The sequence below is a fragment of the Embleya sp. NBC_00896 genome (assembly GCF_045207785.1).
Lineage (GTDB): Bacteria > Actinomycetota > Actinomycetes > Streptomycetales > Streptomycetaceae > Embleya.
Genome location: NZ_CP108776.1, coordinates 2769783 through 2790563 on the forward strand (window position 1 = coordinate 2769783; position 20781 = coordinate 2790563).

General features: G+C 71.2%; 20 protein-coding genes, 2 tRNA genes and 2 pseudogenes. 7 read left to right on the plus strand and 17 right to left on the minus strand.

The window, feature by feature from the left end; genetic code table 11:
- Positions 1-15 precede the first annotated feature (15 nt).
- The 3 genes from OG928_RS12320 to OG928_RS12330 form a co-directional block, all read right to left on the minus strand.
- Positions 16-438 carry a hypothetical protein gene (locus OG928_RS12320; protein ID WP_406283018.1) on the minus strand — a complete coding sequence of 141 codons (423 nt, stop codon included), beginning with the start codon at positions 436-438 and terminating at the stop codon, positions 16-18.
- Entirely contained in the window at positions 366-1940 is a 1575-nt protein-coding gene (locus tag OG928_RS12325) for a sel1 repeat family protein (RefSeq protein ID WP_406283020.1), read from the minus strand. Before OG928_RS12325 ends, OG928_RS12320 begins: the two co-directional genes overlap by 73 nt.
- Before the next feature lie 124 nt (positions 1941-2064).
- Positions 2065-2141: transfer RNA gene (locus OG928_RS12330), tRNA-Met, on the minus strand.
- Positions 2142-2496: 355 nt separating this feature from the next.
- Here OG928_RS12330 and OG928_RS12335 point away from each other — a divergent pair.
- Positions 2497-2709: a hypothetical protein gene (locus tag OG928_RS12335; RefSeq protein ID WP_406283022.1), complete on the plus strand. Its 213-nt coding sequence runs from the start codon at positions 2497-2499 to the stop codon at positions 2707-2709.
- Positions 2710-2919: 210 nt separating this feature from the next.
- Here the strand turns inward: OG928_RS12335 and OG928_RS12340 are convergent.
- Positions 2920-2993, minus strand: a tRNA-Met gene (locus tag OG928_RS12340).
- Between the two features lie 111 nt (positions 2994-3104).
- Positions 3105-6140: a UPF0182 family protein gene (locus OG928_RS12345; protein WP_406283024.1), complete on the minus strand. Its 3036-nt coding sequence runs from the start codon at positions 6138-6140 to the stop codon at positions 3105-3107.
- A gap of 167 nt (positions 6141-6307) precedes the next feature.
- Between OG928_RS12345 and OG928_RS12350 the strand changes: the two genes are divergently transcribed.
- Positions 6308-6853 carry a PPA1309 family protein gene (locus OG928_RS12350; RefSeq protein WP_406283026.1) on the plus strand — a complete coding sequence of 182 codons (546 nt, stop codon included), beginning with the start codon at positions 6308-6310 and terminating at the stop codon, positions 6851-6853.
- A gap of 40 nt (positions 6854-6893) precedes the next feature.
- Here the strand turns inward: OG928_RS12350 and OG928_RS12355 are convergent, their stop codons facing one another.
- The 5 genes from OG928_RS12355 to OG928_RS12375 form a co-directional block, all read right to left on the minus strand.
- Positions 6894-7946, minus strand: coding sequence for a PDZ domain-containing protein (locus tag OG928_RS12355; RefSeq protein WP_406283028.1), 1053 nt, complete (start codon positions 7944-7946; stop codon positions 6894-6896).
- Between the two features lie 47 nt (positions 7947-7993).
- A complete protein-coding gene (locus tag OG928_RS12360) occupies positions 7994-8230 on the minus strand; it encodes a hypothetical protein (RefSeq protein ID WP_406283030.1) in 237 nt (78 codons plus the stop codon).
- Positions 8231-8354: 124 nt separating this feature from the next.
- The gene (locus OG928_RS12365; protein ID WP_406283031.1) at positions 8355-8777 is read right to left on the minus strand and encodes a molybdenum cofactor biosynthesis protein MoaE; all 423 of its coding nucleotides are present in this window, start codon (positions 8775-8777) and stop codon (positions 8355-8357) included.
- 66 nt (positions 8778-8843) lie between these two features.
- A complete protein-coding gene (locus OG928_RS12370) occupies positions 8844-9911 on the minus strand; it encodes an NAD-dependent epimerase/dehydratase family protein (protein WP_406283033.1) in 1068 nt (355 codons plus the stop codon).
- A gap of 196 nt (positions 9912-10107) precedes the next feature.
- Complete coding sequence (locus OG928_RS12375) at positions 10108-10272, minus strand: hypothetical protein (RefSeq protein WP_406283035.1); 165 nt, start codon at positions 10270-10272, stop codon at positions 10108-10110.
- A 25-nt stretch (positions 10273-10297) separates the two neighbouring features.
- Between OG928_RS12375 and OG928_RS12380 the strand changes: the two genes are divergently transcribed.
- Positions 10298-11749, plus strand: coding sequence for a zinc-dependent metalloprotease (locus OG928_RS12380; protein WP_406283037.1), 1452 nt, complete (start codon positions 10298-10300; stop codon positions 11747-11749).
- Positions 11746-12276 carry an NUDIX hydrolase gene (locus OG928_RS12385; RefSeq protein ID WP_406283039.1) on the plus strand — a complete coding sequence of 177 codons (531 nt, stop codon included), beginning with the start codon at positions 11746-11748 and terminating at the stop codon, positions 12274-12276. The genes OG928_RS12380 and OG928_RS12385 overlap by 4 nt, the downstream gene beginning before the upstream one ends.
- Before the next feature lie 93 nt (positions 12277-12369).
- Here OG928_RS12385 and OG928_RS12390 read toward each other — a convergent pair whose 3' ends face one another.
- From OG928_RS12390 to OG928_RS12405, 4 genes and pseudogenes are all read right to left on the minus strand, one after another.
- The gene (locus OG928_RS12390; RefSeq protein ID WP_406283041.1) at positions 12370-13125 is read right to left on the minus strand and encodes an AIM24 family protein; all 756 of its coding nucleotides are present in this window, start codon (positions 13123-13125) and stop codon (positions 12370-12372) included.
- Positions 13126-13147: 22 nt separating this feature from the next.
- Positions 13148-13831 (minus strand): AIM24 family protein, encoded by a 684-nt coding sequence (locus OG928_RS12395; protein WP_406283043.1) that lies wholly within the window; start codon positions 13829-13831, stop codon positions 13148-13150.
- Between the two features lie 7 nt (positions 13832-13838).
- Positions 13839-15640: pseudogene (locus OG928_RS12400) on the minus strand (TerD family protein).
- Positions 15641-16069: 429 nt separating this feature from the next.
- Positions 16070-16696, minus strand: a pseudogene (locus OG928_RS12405) (M48 family metallopeptidase); the annotation flags it as partial.
- A 193-nt stretch (positions 16697-16889) separates the two neighbouring features.
- Between OG928_RS12405 and OG928_RS12410 the strand changes: the two are divergent.
- Genes OG928_RS12410 through OG928_RS12420 form a run of 3 tightly spaced genes read left to right on the plus strand, consistent with a single transcriptional unit; the run spans position 16890 to position 19380 of the window.
- Positions 16890-17522, plus strand: a complete 633-nt coding sequence (locus tag OG928_RS12410; RefSeq protein WP_406283044.1) for a hypothetical protein — start codon at positions 16890-16892, stop codon at positions 17520-17522.
- The gene (locus OG928_RS12415) at positions 17513-17995 is read left to right on the plus strand and encodes a hypothetical protein (RefSeq protein ID WP_406283046.1); all 483 of its coding nucleotides are present in this window, start codon (positions 17513-17515) and stop codon (positions 17993-17995) included. The genes OG928_RS12410 and OG928_RS12415 overlap by 10 nt, the downstream gene beginning before the upstream one ends.
- Entirely contained in the window at positions 17992-19380 is a 1389-nt protein-coding gene (locus tag OG928_RS12420) for an ABC1 kinase family protein (RefSeq protein ID WP_406283048.1), read from the plus strand. Before OG928_RS12415 ends, OG928_RS12420 begins: the two co-directional genes overlap by 4 nt.
- A gap of 71 nt (positions 19381-19451) precedes the next feature.
- Here the strand turns inward: OG928_RS12420 and OG928_RS12425 are convergent, their stop codons facing one another.
- From OG928_RS12425 to OG928_RS12435, 3 genes are all read right to left on the minus strand, one after another.
- The gene (locus tag OG928_RS12425) at positions 19452-19685 is read right to left on the minus strand and encodes a hypothetical protein (protein WP_406283050.1); all 234 of its coding nucleotides are present in this window, start codon (positions 19683-19685) and stop codon (positions 19452-19454) included.
- 47 nt (positions 19686-19732) lie between these two features.
- Positions 19733-20068, minus strand: coding sequence for a WhiB family transcriptional regulator (locus tag OG928_RS12430; protein WP_406283051.1), 336 nt, complete (start codon positions 20066-20068; stop codon positions 19733-19735).
- A gap of 138 nt (positions 20069-20206) precedes the next feature.
- Entirely contained in the window at positions 20207-20614 is a 408-nt protein-coding gene (locus OG928_RS12435) for a hypothetical protein (protein WP_406283053.1), read from the minus strand.
- Positions 20615-20781 lie beyond the last annotated feature (167 nt).

Below are 20781 nucleotides of genomic sequence, written 5' to 3' on the forward strand. Positions count from 1 at the left end.
CGTGCCGCCACCGGGTCAACTGGCCAGGGACTCCGCCCGCAGCGCGTCCAGGAGCCGCTGGGCCTTCGCCGCGACCTCCGCCGGACCGTGCTCGACGGCCGGCCCGCACCAGTGCTCGGCGTCGGCCAGATCGCCGCGATGCAACGCCAGCACGACCAGTCGCAGCGCCGCCCGACCGTGGCCGCCCCGCGCGGCGACGGTCAGCCACGGCTCCGCGCCGTCCGGATCACCGTGCCGCAGGTGCAACAGGGCCAGGTTCCAGGCCCCCGAGACGCTGCCCGCCTCCGCCGCGACCCGGAACCGCCGCGCCGCCGGCTTGTCCTCGCCCCGCCGCGCGCACAGCACGCCGCAGCGCAGCGCCGCCGTCACGTGCCCGGCCTCCGCGGCCACGCCGTACCACCGCTCCGCCTGCTCGACCTCGCCCGCCTCCGCGAGCATCGCCCCGAGCCGGAAGGCCGCCGTCGGCCGATCCGCGCGCGCGGCCGTCTCGTACGCGCGCGCCGCCCCTCGGCGTCCCCGCGCCGCTCCAGCAACAGCCCCATCTGCAGCGCCGCGTCCGCGTGCCCGGCCTCGGCGGCCCGGCCCCAGCACGCCTCGGCGGCGTCGTCGTGGCCGCCGCGCGCGTGCAGGATGCCCAGGTTGTACGAGCCGTCCACGCTGCCCGCCTCGGCCGCGCGCGCGAACCAGATCCGCGCCTCCTCCTCGTCCCCGCGCTCGAGCAGCAGCCCGGCCAGCGCGTTGGCCGCGTCGCCGTGACCCGCGTAGGCGGCCATCCGGAACCAGCGCTCGGCGCCCGGCCCGTCCTCGTGCTCGGCGTGCAGCAGGCCGAGGTTGAACGCGCCGTTGCACTCGCCCGCCGCCGCGGCCCGCTCGTACCACTGCGCGGCCTCGTTCGAGCGCCCCTTGGCCGCGAACCACGCGCCGAGCGCGTTGGCCGCCGTACCGTCGCCCGCCTCGGCGCTCAGCTGCCACCACCGCGCGGCGCCCTCGATGTCGCCCGCGTCCTGGAGCAGGAAGCCGAGCGCCCGCGCGCCCTCGGCGTCGCCCTCCTCGGCGGCGAGCCGGTACCAGCCGATCGCCTCGGCGGTGTCGCCCGCGCGCTCCAGGGACATCGCCAGCCGCACCGCGGCCCGGACGTGCCCGCACGAGGCGGCGCGCAGGAACCACGTCGACGCCGCCCGCTCGTCGTCGCGCTCCTGACCCATGCGCCCGAGCCGGTAGGCGGCCTCGGGGTGCCCCGCCTCGGCCGCGCGGCGATACCAGCGCTCGGCCCCGGGTCGCCCGGTCAGCTCGAAGAACTCGCCCAGCGTGAGCGCCGCCCGCACATGCCCCGACTCGGCCGCGTTGCGCAGCCAGTAGACGCCCTGCCCGGACAGGTCGTTGTACGCGCCGACGCCCGCGCCTGCGCCGGCCCGTGCCGCGTCGGCTCGATCCAGCAGCAGCGCGCCGAGCGAGAAGGCCGCGATCCGGCTGCCCGCCTCGGCCGCGCGATGCCACCAGAGCGAGGCCTCCTCGTCCCGGCCCTGACGGTGCATCAGCACGCCCAGGTTGGTGGCCGCCCCGCGATGCCCGGCCTCGGCCGCACGGCGCAACAGCTCGGCGGCCTCGTCCTGTTCGTCGCGTTCGAGCAGCATGAGCGCGAGACTGTTGGCGGCGGAGGGACTGCGGCCGGCCCGCTCGCGGTACCGTCGCTCCAGTTCGGCCGCCTCGTGCCGATCGAGCGCCTCGTGCCCCTCGACGCTGCCGCCGGGACCGCGCCGGCGCGGCCGGAACGGGACCAGCACCGCGTAGTCGTCGGGATGCGTGGGCGGAGCCGCCGCGGCGGCCCGACCGCGGTCCAGGACCACGGTGTCGGGGCCCTCGGGCACGGCCTCGAAGACGTCGGGCTCCGGCGGTGGGTCGTCCCCCCGCCGTCCGCGATGTCCCTTCCACGCCCCCATGAGTCCATCGTGGCATCTCGGGCCACATCCATGCAGTCGCGATTCGGCAACGACCCGCACGGCTCCCGGCCGAAATGCCGGAGAACGCACGAAAGGCCCGGTCCTGAGACCGGGCCCTTCGTCGTGGTAGCGGGGACAGGATTTGAACCTGCGACCTCTGGGTTATGAGCCCAGCGAGCTACCGAGCTGCTCCACCCCGCGTCGGTAGACACAACTGTACGGCAGCGCCCCTGGGGCAGGCAAATCGCCCGACGGCCACGCGCGGGCCCTCGCGACGCGTGAACGAGCGCGCGGGGGCGGCCGAATTCAGACCTTGGAGTGAACATCCCACCCCCGCCGGGTGCATCGAATCGATCACCCTTTGACCCCAATTACCCCTGGATGCACGGCAGTTCGTTTGCGCCACAACCGTATTGCCGGCCAATCGGGGACACGATCCGGTCTCGACATGGGTCCGTAAGCCGTCACACCGTGCCCCCAATGGGGTACGGTCTGCGTCGTGGTCATATCAGGAATGGACCATCCGAGCATGCCGCGCCGAGTCCCGGTTCCGCCGATGGACGTAGGCCGAAGCGGCGTGGGCGAGCGCCTCGACCGGCACCTCGCCCTCATCGGCCGCGCCTCCACTCAGGAGACGGCCGACAGCCTCGAATCGGCCGCCATCATGCAGAGCCTGGTCGCGCGCACCGAGCACGGCACGCACCGCCTGTCGCGCGTCACGCTGATGGCTCCGCTGCGCGCCAAGCGCCGCCGCCAGATCGCGCTCTAGCCCGCCGCACCCTCCGCTCGTGCGCCACCCGGGTCGATCCGACACGCCTCGACCCGACGCCCGTCGGCAGCCCGCGTACGGGGACCCGGATCACCCACGGCCGGTCCCGTACCCACGAACGCACAGCGCGCACGAACACGGCGAACGCACACAACGCGAGAGGCCCGGTTCTTTCGAACCGGGCCTCTCGCGTTGTGCGTGTTTCCCAAGTAGCGGGGACAGGATTTGAACCTGCGACCTCTGGGTTATGAGCCCAGCGAGCTACCGAACTGCTCCACCCCGCGATGCGTTGTGTCTTGAGCTTACGGGACCCGGGGCCGCACACCAAATCGTTTTGCGGGACGGGCCCGCCCCCCGAAGGGAGCGGGCCCGTCCCGTGCCTCACGCGCCGGGCGTCACGGCTTCGGCGTCCCCGACGCCGGCGGAGCGCCGGACGCGGGCGGGGTGCCCGTCGCCGGTGGCGTTCCACCCGCCGGCGGCGTCGTCGCGGGCGGCGTCTTCGCCGCCTGCTCGGCCGCGATGGCCCGGTCCACGGCCGCCTGAAGGCGCTTCTGGGCCTCGCCGTACTTGGCGAAGTCACCCGCCTTCAGCGCCGCGTCGGCGTCCTTGAGGGCCTGGTTGGCCTCGTCGAGCGCCTGCTTGACCGTCTGATTCTGGGCCGGCGGCGTGGTGGGTGTGCCCGTCCCCGGCGGCGTGCCGGTATCGGTCGGCGGCACCGTCGTGGTCGGCGCGCCGCTGAACACCTTGGTGAGCGCCGCGTCCAGGGTGTTCTCGAAGGCGATGCTGCCGCCGTACGAGACCAGCACCTTCTGCAGGACCGGATACGACCCGGGCGCGTTGGCCTGGACGTACACCGGCTCCACGTACAACATGCCGCCACCCACGGGCAGGCTCAGCAGGTTGCCGTAGACGACCACCGAGTCACCGCGCTGCAGGATGTTGATGACACCCGCGACCTCGGCGTTCGACTTGAACTGGTTCTGCATCTGATCCGGGCCCAGGATCGCCGTGTTCGGTGGCAGGGCCAGGAGTCTGATCCGCCCGTACCCGGGTGATCCGGGTTCGGAGTTCACCGCCATGAACGCCGCGAGGTTCTGCCGTTCCTTCGGGACGAAGGTGCTCGTCAGCTGGAACGACTGCTGCGCGTCGGGCGCTCCGCCCGGCGTCGCGGACGGCATCTTCATCGACAGGTAGTACGGCGGCTGGTCGCCCGAGCCCGGTGTCCGACCCGTCGGGTCCTTGGGGACCTTCCAGAAGTCGGAGCCGTTGAAGAACGTCCGCGGGTCGGTCACGTGGTACCGGGTCAGCAGATCGCGCTGCACCTTGAACAGGTCCTGCGGGTAGCGCAGGTGCTCCATCAGGGTCGGCGGGATCGTGTTCTTCTTCTTGACCGTGTTCGGGAACGCCTTCATCCAGGTCTTGAGGACCGGGTCCTGCTCGTCCCACTGGTAGAGCCTGACCGAACCGTCGTACGAGTCGACGGTCGCCTTCACCGAGTTGCGGATGTAGTTGACGTTGCCCGTGTTGCCGACCGCGCCGCGGGCGCGGTCGTCGGCGTTGAGCGAGTCGGCGGTGGCGTCGCCCAGCGTGGTGCGCGTCGCGTACGGATAGCCGTTGCTGGTCGTGTACGCGTCGACGATCCACTGGACCTTGCCGTCTATCACGGCCGGATACGGGTCACCGTCGATCGTCAGCCACGGCGCGACGGCCTCGACGCGCTCCTTGGGCGTGCGGTTGTACAGGATCCGCGAGTCGGCGTTGATCGTGTCGGAGAGCAGGATGTTGCCCTCCTGGAACTTCGTCGCGTACAGCAGCTTGTTGAACGTGCCGCCGATCGGGACGCCGCCCTTGCCGTTGTACGTATAGGTGGCCTGGCCCGACGCGGTGTCGGTCGGGTAGTCCACCTCCGTCGGCGTGGTGTTCTTCGGCGCTCCCACGATCGAGTACTCGGTCGTCGACTCGCCGAAGTAGATCCGCGGCTGGTACGGGCCGAGCGGACTCGGTGTCTCCGCCTCCTGCGCGTCCGTGCGGATGTTGCCCTCGATGTAGACGGGCTTGCCCTCGCGGTCGACCCGGGTGCCCTCGGCGGCGACGACGCCGTAGCCGTGGGTGTACTTGGTGTGGTCGTTGACCCAGTTGTGGGTCTGACCACCCTTCGGGTTCAGCTCGCGCAGCGCGATCACGGTGTCCTGCATCTTGCCGTCGATCATGTAGCGGTCGACGTCGAGCGTGGTCTGGAAACCGTAGTACTGCCGCAGCTGCTGCATCTGATTGAACGTCGGCGAGACGATGTTCGGGTCGAGCAGGCGGATGCTGGCCGTGTTCGCGGCCTGGTCCTTGAGCTCTGGCTTGGCCTCGACGTTGCCGTCGTACTTCTCCGACTCCACCTTGTCGATGCCGTACGCGTCGCGCGTCGCCTGGATGTTGCGCTCGATGTACTTGGCTTCCTTGGCCTGCTGGTTCGGCTTGACCTGGAAGCGCTCGACGATCGCCGGGTACAGCCCGCCGATGAGCACGGCCGACAGGACCATCAGGCCGAAGCCGATGATCGGCAGCGCCCAGGTCCGGCGGAAGACGTTGACGAAGAACAGCACCGCGCAGATCAGCGCGACGATGAACAGGATCGTCTTGGCGGGCAATACGGCGTGCGCGTCGGTGTATCGCAGGCCGGTGAATTGCGAGGCCTGCTTGAAATCACCGGACGAGACCGCGAGCGAATAGCGATCGAGCCAGTACGCGACGGCCTTGAACAACACGAAAAGCCCGAGCAACAGCGAAAGATGCGCCTGCGCGGCCGGCGTGGCCCGCGATCCCGGGCTCTGCACCCGGAGTCCGCCGTAGAGGTAGTGCGTGATCACCGCGAGGACGAGGCCGACGACGACCGCGACAAACGCGAAGTTGATCAGGAATCGGTAGAACGGCAGGTCGAAGGCGTAGAACGACACGTCCTTGTGGAACTGCTCGTCCTTGACACCGAACGAGACGCCGTTGACGAACTGCAGCCACGTCTTCCACTGCCCCGACGCCGAGGTGCCGGCGATGATGCCGATGATCACCGACAGGCCGATCAGCAGCCAGGTGCGGAACGGCGTGATGGCCGACCGGTAGCGGTCGAGGCTTTGCTGCTCGAGCGACATGCCGCGGAAGGCCGGTCGCAGCCGGTAGGCGACATAGACGTTCGCGCCGACGGCAACGGCCATGAGCAGACCGAACACCAGGAACAACCCGATGCGCGTCCACAGCTTGGTCGTGAAAACGTTTCCGTAGCCGACGGACTTGTACCAGAGCCAATCCGTCCAGAAATTCGCGAACAGCACCCACGCGACAACGATCACCACGAGGATGGCCAGCGTCAGGAGCAGGGTTCTGGACCTGCGGGACGGAGCTCCCATTCTGATCCGGCGACCACCTGGGTCACCTCGTTCGGGCATCTGAAAAACCAAGGGTGCGCACCTCGATCATTACCTGGACGCGCCCGGTCGGCGCTCGATGGGTCAACTTACCGAGACAAGAGGTGGTTCCCGACCGACACGGCCGATACAGGCTCGTGATCCGGCGTGGGGCGGAGACGGGAAGATGGAGACGGGAAGATGGGGTCATGACCGTTGCACTCACCCAGGCCGTCCTCGAGATCGAACGCCACGTCGCGGGATACGGCTGGGACCAGCAGGCCCGCCTCTACGCGCTCGTGGACACCGCGGAACTGGCCCGTACCGAACCCGACCTCGCGGCCCAGCTCGGCCTGTCCGCCGACCGTGACGCGCCCATCGACACCCTTACTCCGATCGAGCAGGAGGAAGTCCCCGAGAACGTCGCGATCGACGAGTTCCTCGCGAGCATCGCATGGCCGGAGGCCGTGCTGGGCTGCGCCCTCGTGGTCGAACGGCTGATGCTCCCGCCGGCCGCCGAGGCGAGCATGCCCGCCGTCGGCAGCGACCGGGAGATCCACGACTGGGTGGCGTCGCACCCGCAGCGACAGGAGGTCCGGCTCGCCGTCGGCGTGCTGCGCGACGGTTCGCGCGAGTCGGCCGTGCGGCTGCGCGACAAAGACGACGACACCGAGGTGCTCTCGGGTGCCGATCTCGTGCCGGGGCTCGCCGAGGCGCTGCTGAACACCTTCGGCGACGCCGACAGCGAGGACTAGCCGGGCAGGGCCCAGGCGCCTTTCGGGCGGTCCGCACCGGTCACGCATGACACTCCGTCAGCGTGCCCTGGCCGGTGCGGATCGTCTCCAATGCCTTGAGCGCGTCGTCGAGGGTCTCGACCTGGACGAGGGTCAGCCCGCCCGGCTTGGTCTGCGCGGCGGCGGCACAGTTGGCCTTGGGCGTGAGGAAGTACTTGGCGCCCTGCCTGCGGGCACCGATCGTCTTCATCTGGATGCCGCCGATCGCGCCGACCTTGCCCGCGTCGTCGATCGTGCCGGTGCCGGCCACGAACTTGCCGCCGGTGAGGTCGCCGGGGCTGAGCTTGTCGACGATGCCGAGCGCGAACATCAGCCCGGCGCTCGGGCCGCCGACGTCCTCGAGGTGGATCTCCACCTTGAACGGGAACTTGGGCAGGATGCCCGGCGTGATGCCGACCAGGGCCCGGCCGTCGTCCTCCGCCTTGCCGGTGACCACCTGCACGTCACGCCGGGTGCCGCGGGCGTCGGCGGGGTCGACGGTGAGCGTGACCGTGTCGCCGGCCTTGTGCTTGGTGATCCCCGCGGCGACGTCCTCGGGCTTGGTGACCGGCGTGCCGTCCACCGCCAGGATCACGTCGCCGGCGTGCAGCTTGCCCAGCGCGGGCGCGTCCTTGGCCACGGTCGACACGACCACGCGCTTCTCGACCGGGATCCCCAGCGCGGCGAACGCCGCGACCTTGGCGTGCTCCTGCGACGAGCTGAACTCCTCGGCGTTCTCCCGCTCGACCTCGGCCGCGGACTTGTCGTCCGGGTACAGCGACTTCTTGAGCACGACGTCGGCGTCGCCCTTGACCCAGCCGGCGAGCGCGTCGAGCAGCGGCATGTCGTACGACTTGTTGGTCACCGACACGGTGGTCATGTTCAGGTGACCGCTCGTGGGATAGGTCTCGTGACCCTCGACCTCGATGACCGGCTTGCCGCCTTCGTCCCCGAGCGTGTTGTAGGTGGGGCCGGGGCTGAGCTCGGCGTAGGGCACCGGCGCGAACAGGACGGCGCAGGCCAGGGCCAGCAGCAACAGCCCCGAGACGACCAGTGTGGCGGTGCGGCGCGACATGCGCCCGACCCTACGGCACCCGGAATCCTGCGGTGCGGGCCGCCCCGTCACGGGTTTTCGGCACTCGGTTCCCGGACCGCGGGGCGGGGGGCGTCCGCGGCCGGGTCGTGCCGCAGCGGCTCCGCCGTACGTACCCGGTCGAGCGCCGCGCTGCGCTCCTCGAAGCTCGTCATCGAGTCGCGCATCGTCGGCGTTCGGAAGGCGCGGCAGCTCCACGCGGCCCAGCTCACTGCGATCACGAGTGCGATCCCGGGAATGGCCCACCACCATGCGACAGACGTCATGACGTTTCCCATCCATACGAAGGGGAGGCTGACGTCATAAATCATATGTATGTGGTGGAGATGGTGCATTTCATGCGTTCCGAGGCGAGCGGGACGCGAGGGGCGGCCGGGCCGGGAGCGGCACTCAGCAGGCGCCGACCCAGTCCGAGTCGCCGTCCACGAAGTGCTGGAGCTTCCAGATCGGGACCTCGTGCTTGAGGTCGTCGATCAGTCGCCGGCAGGCCGTGAACGCCTCCGCGCGGTGCGGGCACGACACCGCGACCACGACCGCGAGGTCGCCGATCTCCAGCCGGCCGACCCGGTGCACGGCCGCCATCGCGCGCACGGGCAGATCGGCCGCGATCTTCTCCATCACTCGGCGCAGCTCGGCCCCCGCCGACGGGTGCGCGGAGTATTCGAGCGCGGTGACCGAGCGTCCGCTGTCGGCGTTACGGACCGTACCGACGAACAGGTTCGTGCCTCCGGCCGAGGGATCGCCCACGGCGGCGAAAACCTCGTCGACGGACAACGGCGTGTCGCGGATATCGGCGATGCGGATGACGTCCATACCGGGCAGTATCGCGCGCTCGCCCCGCCCGTGGATGTGGCGGTCGTCGCATCGCGCCCGGCGGGCTCAGAAACCGCGGCGCCGCCGACGGACCTTGCGCACGATCGCGGCCGTGCCCACCAGGGCCACCGTCGCACCGGCCGCGCCCAGCGTGGTCGCGTCCTTGCGGCCCAGCCGGCGGGCGACCAGGGTGTGCCGGCCCTCGACGTCCTCGAGGAGCACGGCGAACGCGAGCTCATTGGTCCACACCGGGCGCCACCCGGCCGCCCGCAGCCGCTCGGAGGACACCACCCACCCGTGCATCGTGTACGCGAGGTCGCCCGCGGGGGCGGGCGTGATGCCCAGGCGATGCAGCCGCTCGGCGGTGCCCAGCGCCAGCGACGCGGGCAGCTCCATCCGGCGCATGCCGGACAGCTCCTCGATCTCCTCCTGCTCCAGCCAGCCCTCGGAACCGACCGTGACCACGCCCTCGACCCTGCCGAGCGCCGCGAATTCCAGCGCGGAGGCGAGGTCGTCGAGGTGGCAGAACTGCCAGCGGGGCTGTCCGCCGGAGACCACGAGCAGGCGCGGCGCCTCGAAGTGCCTGGTCATCACGCTGTCCGCCTCGGGACCGCCGACCAGGGTGGCGGGGCGGACGACGGTCACCTTGACGTGCGGATGCGCGCGCGGGGTGCGCTCCGCGAGCTCCTCGATCTCCAGGAGATCGCCCACGAGGGAGGCGTCGGCGGTCGCCCGCAGCGGGGCGTCCTCCGCGAGCGGTACGTCGTTGTCCGGTAGCGCTCCGTAGACCATGGCTGACGTGCACAGCACCACGCGGGGCACCCGGGCCGCCGCGGCGGCGGTCAGCACGGTCTGCGTACCGCGGACATTGCGCGCGCCGCGGGCGCGCGGTTCGGAGTCGAGCGACATGTCGAGCGCGAGGTGGACGACGACGTCCACGCCCTCCAGGCGGCCCGCGAGCGCCGGATCGCGGACGTCCATGATCCGCCACTGCGCGCCCGGGATCTCGCCGCGCCGCTCGTCGATCGCGATCAGGCGTTTGACCTCGTCGTTCGCGGCGAGAAGGGAAGCGACGCGATGACCGAGGCCCGAGGCGGCGCCGGTGACCGCGACCACGGGGCGAACCCGGGCCACGCTCTTGTCCGCGGCCTTCGGAATCTCCTGCGGGGCGGTCTCCGAGGCAGCGGTCCCGGTGCCTTCGCTCGTGCTCTCCCGCCCGCTCCGCCCAGAGCGAACGCGTGGGGGCTGGGAACTCACTGGCGGTCTCCCGTGGTTAGTTTGGTACGAGCGGTTCGTCAAGAAAGGTACGCGCGACTGCTTGCCTTTCCTGTCAGTGTCCGTGATCCATCCTGCCGGAGGTGCTGTTGTGATCTTCACGCCAGGCGCCGATCGACGTCGCGGCGGTGTCGCCTCCGGCCGGGGCGGCGGGCAGGCCCAGCGAGACGAGGTAACCGTGAGTCAGCATCCAGTGGTCGGGCCCGAGGGCACCGCGCACGTGAACAACGTAGAGGGGCCCAACCATGGCTGACTTCCCCTTCGGCTTCGGCAAGCCTTCGGGCGACGACGATCCGGATCGCCCCGGCGGCGGCTCCGGGAACCCGAACGACCCGTTCGGGTTCGGCGCGGCCGGCGGTGACCCGAACAATCCGTTCGGCGCGCTCTTCGGGCAGATGAACCAGGCCGACCTCGGCGCCGCCTTCCAACAGCTCGGCAAGCTGCTGTCCTACGAGGGCGGCCCGGTCAACTGGGACCTCGCGCGCGACATCGCGCGGCAGACGGTCTCCCAGCACGGCGACGCGTCGATCGGCGCGGTCGAGCGCGCGGGCGTCGAGGAGTCCGTGCGGCTCGCGGAGCTGTGGCTGGACGAGGCCACGTCGCTGCCCTCGGGTGTGACCACGACGGCGGCCTGGAGCCGGTCCGAGTGGATCGAGGCGACCCTGCCGCAGTGGCGCGCGCTGGTCGAGCCGCTGGCGACCCGGGTGGTCGCGGCGATGGGCGAGATGATGCCCGACGAGATGCAGAGCATGGCCGGGCCGCTGCTGGGCATGATGCGCGGCATGGGCGGCGCGATGTTCGGTGCCCAGGTCGGGCAGGCGCTCGGCGCGCTGGCCGGCGAGGTGGTCGGCTCGACCGACATCGGGTTGCCGATCGGCCCCGCGGGCAAGGCCGCGCTGCTGCCGGCCAACCTGAGCGCGTTCGGCGAGGGGCTCTCGCTGCCGCAGGACGAGGTGCGGTTGTACCTGGCCCTGCGCGAGGCCGCGCACCAGCGCCTGTTCGCGCACGTGCCGTGGCTGCACCGGCACCTCTTCGGCGCCGTCGAGGCGTACGCACGGGGCATCAAGGTCGACATGAGCCGCTTGGAGGAGGCCGCGGGGCGGATCGACCCGAGCAACCCCGAGGCGCTCCAGGAGGCGTTCTCGCAGGGTCTGTTCGAGCCCGAGGAGACGCCGGAGCAAAAGACCGCCCTGTCCCGCCTGGAGACGGCGCTCGCGCTCGTGGAGGGCTGGGTCGACGCGGTCGTGCACAGCGCCGCGGCACCGCGGCTGCCCTCGGCGGGCGCGCTGCGCGAGACGCTGCGCCGGCGGCGCGCGAGCGGTGGCCCGGCCGAGCAGACCTTCGCCACGCTCGTCGGCCTGGAGCTGCGGCCCCGGCGCCTGCGCGACGCCTCGCGGCTGTGGGCCTCGCTGGCGGACGCGCGCGGGATCGACGGCCGCGACGCGGTGTGGCAGCACCCCGACCTGCTGCCGACCGCCGACGACCTGGACGACCCGGACGGCTTCGTGCACCACGCTGAGCTCGACCTCTCGGGGCTCGACGCCGAGCTGGACGCCGACCTGAACACGCTGGAGTCGTCGGGCGGCCGAGCCGCGGACGACCACCCCACCGACGCCGAGGGCAAGGGCGAGGCGCCCACCGACGGCAAGCGCGAGGGCAAGGACGACAAGGACGACGAGAAGGGCCCCGACGCGTGAGTCTGCGGCTCGACGCGATCGACGTGCTGTCCAAGTGGGACGCGCCCGACGACCGCCAGGACCGGCTCCGCCGGGGCTACCTGGAGCACCTGGCGGCACACGAGGACGGCATGCTCAAGGCGTGTCCCGACGCGCACGTGACGGCGAGCGCGATCATCGTGGACGCGACCGGCGGGCGCGTGCTGCTGACCCTGCACGCCAAGCTCCGGATGTGGCTGCAGACCGGTGGGCACTGCGAGCCCGGTGACCGCACACTCGCCGACGCGGCGCTGCGCGAGGCGACGGAGGAGTCCGGCGTCCCGGGCCTGACGCTGCTCGCCGCGGGCGCGCCGGTGCACCTGGATCGGCACTCGACCCCCTGTGCGACCCACCTGGACGTGCAGTACGTCGCGCTGGCCCCGGACGACGCGACCGAGCTGATCAGCGAGGAGTCGCTCGATCTGCAGTGGTTCGCGTTCGACGCGCTGCCGACCGGGACGGACGATTCGGTCCGGGCCCTGGTGGCCCGGGCCCGCGCGCTGGTCTGAGGCCCGCGCACGAACGAGAACCACGAGAAGCACGAAAGGGACGCCCGGTTCGAGCGTCCCTTTCGTGCTTCTCGTGCTTTCGACCCGGGGCCCTCACTGCCCCCAGGTGTTGCCCTGCATGCCGCCCTGCTGCCCGAGGCCGCGGTTGGCCATCCAGCCGCCCGAGGTGATGAAGTCGGCTGGCGGCAGCATCTCGCTCGGCTGGACCACGACGTAGCCCTCGCCGCGGAAGCTCATGTTCCAGCCCTCGCCGGTCCCCCGGCGGCGGCTGTACACCCGCTGCGACGTGGCCTGGGCCTCCAGGCCGATGGACAGGCCGGTGCTCCACGCGACGACGGCGTCGGCGTCGGCGAACGCCTCGTTGCCGCCGGTGACGCGCATGACGAGCGGCTTGCCCGACGTCATGATCGCGATCTTGCCGTTGCCGCGGATGTCGAGCTGGTACGAACCCGCGCCCGCGATCGACTGCGAACTCTCCAGCGCGACGACGTTCCAGGTCAGCGAGCTGTCCAGGGCCAGGACGTACTGGCCGTCGATGGTCAGCCCGTCGAAGTCGAGGCTGAGCACGTGGATCGACTGGGCCATGTTGGCGAGCCACATGGTCCCGGTGCCGACCGCGCGCATCAGGTTGAGCTGTTCGCCGGTGGCCGCGGCCGCGGCCTGCTCGGCGCCGGACCGCATGTTGCCGTCGAAGTCGACCGCGCCCTGGAACGCGACCATCGAGCCGACCCGGGCCAGACAGTCCTGCGGGTGTCCGTTGCCCAACTGGACCTTGAGCATGTGCGCGTTCTGGAGACTGAACCGCTCGGCCGTCTGCGCCGGGGCGTTTGCGAATAGCGAGCTCTGCATGGTGATCCTTCCTGGCTCGCGGTCAGCCGCGGACGTGGAAACGGTCGGTGGCGTCCTCTGCGGGCTGTACGACGACGAAGCCGGTGCCCTTGAACGAGACCTGCATGGCCTCGCCGCTGCCGCGACCGACGATGCCGCCCATCCGCATGGAGCGCTTGGTCCCGACCTTGAGGCTGGTGCTCCACGCGACCAGGGCGTCCGGGTCCACGTAGGTCTCGCGCTCGCCGGGGTTGAGCACGACCGGCGTGCCCCGGGTGGTGATCGCGACCCAGCCCTCGCCCTGGATCTCCATGTTGTAGAGGCCGTTGCCGCTGAACTTCGCGCTGACCCCGCTGACCATCTTGATCGAGTGGGTCAGGTTCGCGTCGAACGCGAGGATGTTGGCCGCGTTGACCGACAGCGCCTCGCCGTTCAGCTGCATGATCGCGATGTCGGCGCCGTAGTCGGCGAGGTAGACGTCGCCCTGGCCCTCGACGAGCATCAGCTGCATCCGCTCGCCGGTCATCGCGCCGGTCATCCGGCGGGTCCGTCCCTGGCCGTAGCCCTGGAAGGTGACCCACCCCTCGTAGGCGATCATCGAGCCCTGCTTGGCGAGCACGCTGGGGCTGCCCTGCTGGATGTTCACCCGGCAGATCTTGTTGCCGTGCGCGCTCATCCGGGCCTGCGGGGCGGTCTGCCCATACGACTGGATCAGTTGCTGGTCCATGATCCCCTCACACCTCGTAGGGCTGGACGACGATGAAGTGGTTGCCGGGCGGGCACCGGAACTGGAGGTTCACGGTCTCGCCGCTGTGGCCGGGGAACGCCGTGCGGCGCAGCCGCATCTGGGTGGTCGTGGAGACCTGCATGCCGTTGCCGTCGGTCCAGGCCACGATCGCGTTGCTGTCCGCGAAGGTGGGGCCCTGTACCGGCAGCACGAGCGGGATGCCCTGGGTCTTGACGATCACCGTGCCCTGGCCGGAGAAGGTCTGCACGAACAGGCCGCCGCCGGGGATGCCGTGTCCCTCGATCCGCTTGGGCTCGATGGCCAGGCCCTCGTCGTAGGCGAGCACGTTGGCCGAGTTCACGCAGAGCTGGTTGCCCTGGAGCTCGACGATGTGCAGGTTCGCGGCCTCCTCGGCGAGGAAGACCTCGCCGTTGCCCTCGCAGCGCATCAGCTCGATCGACTGGCCGGTCATCCGGTTGCTGATCCGCCGGGACGCGCCCTGGCCCTGGAACTTGAACTTCACATCGCCCTGGTAGGCCACCATGACGCCCTGGCGGGCGATGACCTTGCCGCCGGAGACGTCGACGCGGACCATCTTGGGGTTCTGCTGGGTCCAGCGACTGCCGGCGGGGACCTCGCGGTACTGCTCGATGCCGTACTGGAAGGCCGGGTCGGCCGACGCGACGCCGACGCCCTGCATGCCCGGGCCCTGCATGCCGGGTCCCTGCATGCCGGGGTGCGGCGGGCCGGGCGGGCCGCCGGGCGCGGGCATCTGCAGCGTGGGCTGCATCTGGCCGGGGTGTCCCTGGCCGGGGTAGCCGCCGGGGCCGGGCGGACCGGGCGGCGGCGGGTAGCCGCCGGGGCCGGGGCCGCCCTGCTGCGGATAGCCGGGCGGCGGACCCTGCTGCTGGTTCGGGAAGCCGCCGGGACCGGGCGGCGGCGGGTAGCCACCCGGCGCGCCGTGCGGCGGAGTGCCCTGCGGCTGGTTGTACTGCGGCGGTCCGGGCGGCGGCGGGTATCCGCCGGGTGCGCCGTGCGGCGGAGTGCCGGGCTGCGGGCCGCCGTGCATGGGCGCGCCGACGGCGGGGGTGCCCCGGGCGGCGGGCCGAAGTTGGGCGCGGGCTGCTGCTGGTACTGCGGCGGCGGCGGTCCGCCGCCGGGCGGGCCGAACGACGGCGCGGGCTGCTGGTGCTGCGGCGGCATCGCGCCACCGGGCGGCGGGCCGAAGCCGGGGGCGCCGCCGGGCGGCACGGGGGCCGGCTGCGAGGCCTCTTCCGGCTCGTCCTCGGCGACCTCGCCGCCGAAGTTCTCCAGGAGCGCGCGCAGGCCGCCGTCGAAGCCCTGGCCGACGGCCGAGAACCGCCAGACGTCCTTCTTGTAGACATCCGCGATCATCACGGCGCGCTCGGTGCTGAACTCGCGCCCGGTGAACGCGTACCGCGCGACCTCCTGGCCGCCGGCCACGATCCGCAGGTAGCCGGATCCGACCTGCGACATCACGCCGTCGCCGTCGATCGTCGCGGTGAACGCGAGCTTGTTGACGTTCGGCGGAACCCGGTCCAGCGTCACCCGGAACGACTCGGTGTCACCGGCCTGCGCGCCAAGGAGCTGGATCGACTCCTCGGGCGACTTGGGCTGGTTGAAGAAGATGAAGTACCGATCGTCGGACAGTCGCTCGCCCGCGTCCAACCCGAAGCAGGCGATATCGAACGTCAGCCCGGGGGCGTCGAGATGCACCCCGACATACAGATCGGTCCCCGCGGTCAGGTCGGACAGCTTCGACTTCTGTCCCTTCCTGAACTCGACCACTGTGTGGCTCCCTTCCCCGCTTCTCCGCCGCCGGCGGTGCGGGCGCCCACCACCTGGGTCCCCGCCGCGCACGGCACGCTACAACATCGGATCCCGCCCCGGTCCGGGTACGACCGAACGCTCGACCACCCGTCCTGTGCTTCCCGACGAGCGATCCCCCGCGACCGGTTCCCGGACGCGTACGCGCCTCACGCTATACGCCCGAATCCGGCGCCGCGACGAACCGTCGCGGCCGGTCGCGGATCAGGCGCGAGGCTTGCGGCCCGCGCGATCGCGCGTTGTCCCGGAACGGGCACCGTCCGCTGCGGCGGTGCCCTTGCGGGCCCCGCGCGCACCGGCCGCGGCGCGCCCGCGGGTCGGCGCGGCCGGCTCCGGCTCGTCCGACGCCGCGTCCGGTCCGGTGTCCCCGGGGTCGTCGTCACTCATCGTCAGGCCGCTCGCCGCCGCGACGCCCTCCAGATATCCCCGCGCGCGTTCGGTGCGCGGATATGCGGCGAGCAATGTCCAAAAGCGCGGGCCGTGGCCGGGGACGAGCAAATGCGCCAACTCGTGCAGCAATACATAGTCGACGACATAGGTCGGCATGCCGCGCAGCCGGGTGGACAACCTGATCGTGGCGTCGACCGGTGTGCACGACCCCCAGCGGGTGTTCTGATTCCCCACCCAGCGCACGCTCGCGGGCTCGGCCCGGCCGTCCAGGTAGCGCGTCGAGAGCTCCCGGGCCCGGGCCACGAGGTCGTCGTCGCTGGGCCGGCGCCGGCGCTCCTGGGCGGCGAGCCGCTCCAGCATCACGCCGATCCAGCGTTTCTCCTCGGCCTGCGTCATCCGGGCCGGGAGCAGGACCACGGTGCGATCCCCGTCCCGGTACGCCGACACCGTTCGTCGCCGCCGGGCGCTGCGACGCACCTCGACGGCATCCTGAGAGGGGGCTCCGGACGGCACGTCGCGTCCGGCCCCGGGATCCGCGACCACAACCAGGACGTTAACCGACGGCACCGACAGGGCGCCGCCGCTTCGGGCCGGCGCGGGGTTTTCTCCACCGCTTTTCGCGGGCATAAGCACTATTCGTTCGATAATTCTCATTCCCCGCTTCTCTGCCTAATATTTCCAAATAGCATATTCATACGGAGCCTGTGGACAACGAAATGCGCGCGAGCTCGGCGCAGCCCACAGTGGGCCGATCGAAATGCCTTTCGCGTTTCGTCCCGTCGTCGCCCGCCCGCGCGTATCGCCCTCCGGAGGCCGCCCCATGCGCCCGCTCCTCAAGCCCGCCCTGCGCCGGTTGTGGCGCGACCGGCAGACCCTGCAACTGGGCCTGGACCCGCGGCGGGCGGTGCTGCTGGTCGGCCTCGACCCCACGACCACCCGCTTCGTGGAACACCTGGACGGCACTCGCGACCTCGACCGGACCTACGCGCTCGCCGAACAGCTGGGCCTGGATCGCGCCCGGGCCGCGTCGGTGCTCGAACTGCTGGCCCGCGAGGGCGTCCTGGAGGACGCGTCCGGGCGGCCCACACCGGTGCCGACGCTGCCGCGCGAGCGGGCCAGGCTCGGGCCCGACCTGACCTCGCTCGCGCTCGTGCACGGCAGCGGCGAAGCGGGGCTGACCGCGCTGGAGCGCCGCGCCCGGGCCGTCGTGGCGGTACACGGGGCCGGGCGCGTCGGCGCGGCGGTGGCCGCGCTGCTGGCCGCCGCGGGGTGGGTCACGTGGTGCCGGCCGACCGCCGACCGGTGCGGGCGGGCGACGCGGGACCGGTGGGGCCGGCGTGGGACGGCGAGCGCGCCCGCCGCGAGACCACCGTGCGGGCGGCCCTGCGCCGGCTGGCCCCGGGCGTGCGGTGCGCGCTGCCCGCGGGGCGCGGGGCGCCCGACGTGGCGGTGATCGTCCCCGAGGGCCGCCCCGATCCGGCTCCCGGGGCCCGGTTGGCGCGGCAGGGCGTGCCGCACCTGTACGCCGACATCCGCGAGACCACCGGCGTGATCGGGCCGTTCGTGCTGGTCGGCCGGTCGGCGTGCGGGCGCTGCCTGGATCTGGCCCGCAGCGACCGCGATCCCGGCTGGCCCCGGCTGCTCGCCCAGCTCGCGGCGGCGCCCGGGCCCGGCGATGCCCCGTGTGACGTCGTGCTCGCGACCGAGGTCGCCGCGCGCGCGAGCATGCAGGTGCTGACCTTCCTCGACGGCGCGCTCCCCACGACCGTCGACGGCACCGTCGAGATCGAGCTGCCGGACGGCCTGACCCGGCGAAGGAGCTGGTCACCGCATGTGCGGTGCGACTGTGGTGCCACCCGCCCAGAGCAAGAGGTGGGCTCCATCACACATGCCACGTCGTCGAGTCGGACACAATGGGTCGCGTGAGCGATCTTCCGCGCAGGGCCGTGACCCGCACCGCCAAGCTCGCGTCCCTCCCGCTGGGGGTGGCCGGGCGAGCGACACTGGGCCTTGGCAGACGCATCGGGGGCAGACCGGCGGAAATCGTCGCCGCGGAACTGCAACAGCGCACCGCACAGCAGCTCTTCAAGGTGCTCGGAGAGCTGAAGGGCGGCGCGATGAAACTCGGGCAGGCCCTGTCGGTGTTCGAGGCCGCGCTGCCCGAGGAGGTGGCCGGGCCCTACCGCTCGGCCCTGACCAAGCTGCAGGACGCCGCGCCGCCGATGCCCGCCCGTACCGTGCACAAGGCGCTCGCCGAGAACCTGGGCGGTGACTGGCGCTCGCTGTTCGACGAGTTCACCGAGACGCCCGCAGCGGCGGCCTCGATCGGACAGGTGCACAAGGCGGTCTGGCACGACGGCCGCACGGTCGCGGTCAAGATCCAATACCCCGGTGCCGGCGACGCGCTGATCTCCGACCTCAACCAGCTCGGTCACGTCGCGCGGTTCGCCGGCGCGCTGATCCCGGGCATCGACGTCAAACCGCTGATCGCCGAGCTCAAGGCCAGGGTGGCCGAGGAGCTCGACTACCAGTTGGAGGCGGAGGCGCAGACCGCGCACGCCATGGAGTTCGACGGCGACCCGGACATCTTCGTACCGCACGTCGTGCACCAGACCGAGCGGGTCCTGGTCACCGAGTGGATGGACGGCACGCCGCTGTCCAAGGTGATCGACAAGGGCACCCAGGACGAGCGCGACCGCGCGGGGCACATGCTGTGCCGCTTCCTGTTCTCCGGCCCGGCCCGCACGAGCATGCTGCACGCCGACTCGCACCCGGGAAACTTCCGGCTGCTCGCCGACGGGCGCCTGGGCGTACTGGACTTCGGCACGGTCAACCGGCTGCCCGACGGGCTGCCCGAGCCGATCGGCCGGGCGTTCCGGCTCGCGCTCGAAGCCGACGCCGACGGCGTGATGCAGGTGCTGCGCTCGGAGGGCTTCGTCAAGCCGTCGATCAAGCTCGACGCCGCCGAAGTGCTCGACTACCTGCTGCCGTTCCTGGAACCGGCCGAGGCCGAGGAGTTCACCTTCACCCGGGCGTGGATGCGCGAGCAGGGCGCGCGGATCGGCGACCCGCGCAATCCAGCGTCCGCGCTGGCCCGCCAGCTCAACCTGCCGCCGAGCTATCTGCTGATCCACCGCGTGACGCTGAGCACGATCGGCGTGCTGTGCCAGCTCGGCGCGACGGCCCCGTTCCGTGAGGAACTGGAGACCTGGCTCCCGGGGTTCGCCGAGGAGCCCGAAGAGGAGTACGAGGACGAGGAGTTCGACTTCTCGGTGGAAGCCGACGACCCGGACGCCGCCGAGGCGGAGTAGGCCGAACACCCCGAAGGGCGGGCCACCCCACAGGGGTTGCCCGCCCTTCGGCGTGCTGCGAGTCGGTTCGGCTACATCACCGCGATGGCGAGGGCCCGACGAGCACGCATGGAGGCGACCTCCGCCCGACGACGCATCTTGCGCGCCATCCGGACGTGGTACGCCCTTCGTTGGAGCTCCGCTTCACGGAGCTGTTGATCCATCTGAGCCCTCGCGAGGGCTTCGTTGATGAGATGCAACTCCCTGCTCCTGTCATTGGGCAAAACGGCGTTGGTGGTGTGGATCTGCTTCATGGGTTCCTGCATGTACGTGCTGCGGTGGCTATTCGTGCGACGGGGTCCTGCCGGGGGGGTCACGCGGCGACCTCCGTCTTGCGCGGACGGCCACGGGGACGCTTGCGGGCGACGACGACACCCTGGACGAAGAGCTCGCCACCCCAGACACCCCAGGGCTCGCGGCGCTCGAGCGCGCCCTGCAGGCACATCTCGCGCACGGGGCACTCGCGGCAGAGGGCCTTCGCGTACTCGACGTCCTCGGGGGACTCGGCGAAGAAGACCTCGGGGTCGTACGAACGGCAGGGGATCGTGGACTCGAGCTGCTCGACGTCCTCGAAAGCGGTAAGGGTCATCAGGTCTACCTCCGATGTTGCTGCGGCTGTGCCGGGTGCGGGGGGTTTGACGTGGGGCACGTGGTGCTCCTGTGATTCGTGGGACTCGTGTCCCCGGTGGTCGCTACTCGGTTCTTGCTGACAGCCGACAAAACACAAGGGCCGCGGATCCCGGTGTTCGGGATTCCGCGGCCCTGGAGGTGCCGACCTGACTTCTCGTCAGGTCCTCGTCCTCCAGGACGGATACCCGTTACCGGCAAAACCGGCCATGGTCATGCCATTGGCCTGCCGCGTCTCCTGCGCCTGCTCACAAGCCGCCTGGGTCGACGGTCGCTCGTTGCGACGCGTCGCTGCTGCCTGCTCGCCTTGCCACGGACCCTCGGCGCCGACCGCCAGACCGAGACCTGAGGTGCCCGCCGCTGCGGACACGCCACTGCCGTTGCCACGCAGTCGCGCGGCGGCGGTGATCAGGGCATCGGTCCTGGCATAGGACAGATCCACGGGGAGTCCGGCGAGACCGGACTTGGACAGGGACGGAGCGGCATGCGACAGCTTGGCGGAGCCCACCGACACCACGACCGGAGTGGCGGCGAACGCCTGACGCTGGGTTTTCAAGATGCTGATCACGACGGTCACCTCCTTCCGAGAGGGCTTCGGGGGAACACCGCAGGGGTGTTTCCAGGTTTCATGGACGAGCACGGTCGAACGTTCCGACCGTGCTCGTGAGCGTAGATGCGGTTTGGAGCGGGACGCAAACGATTTATTGCATGGTCCTCGTCACGTGAGGGAAACCC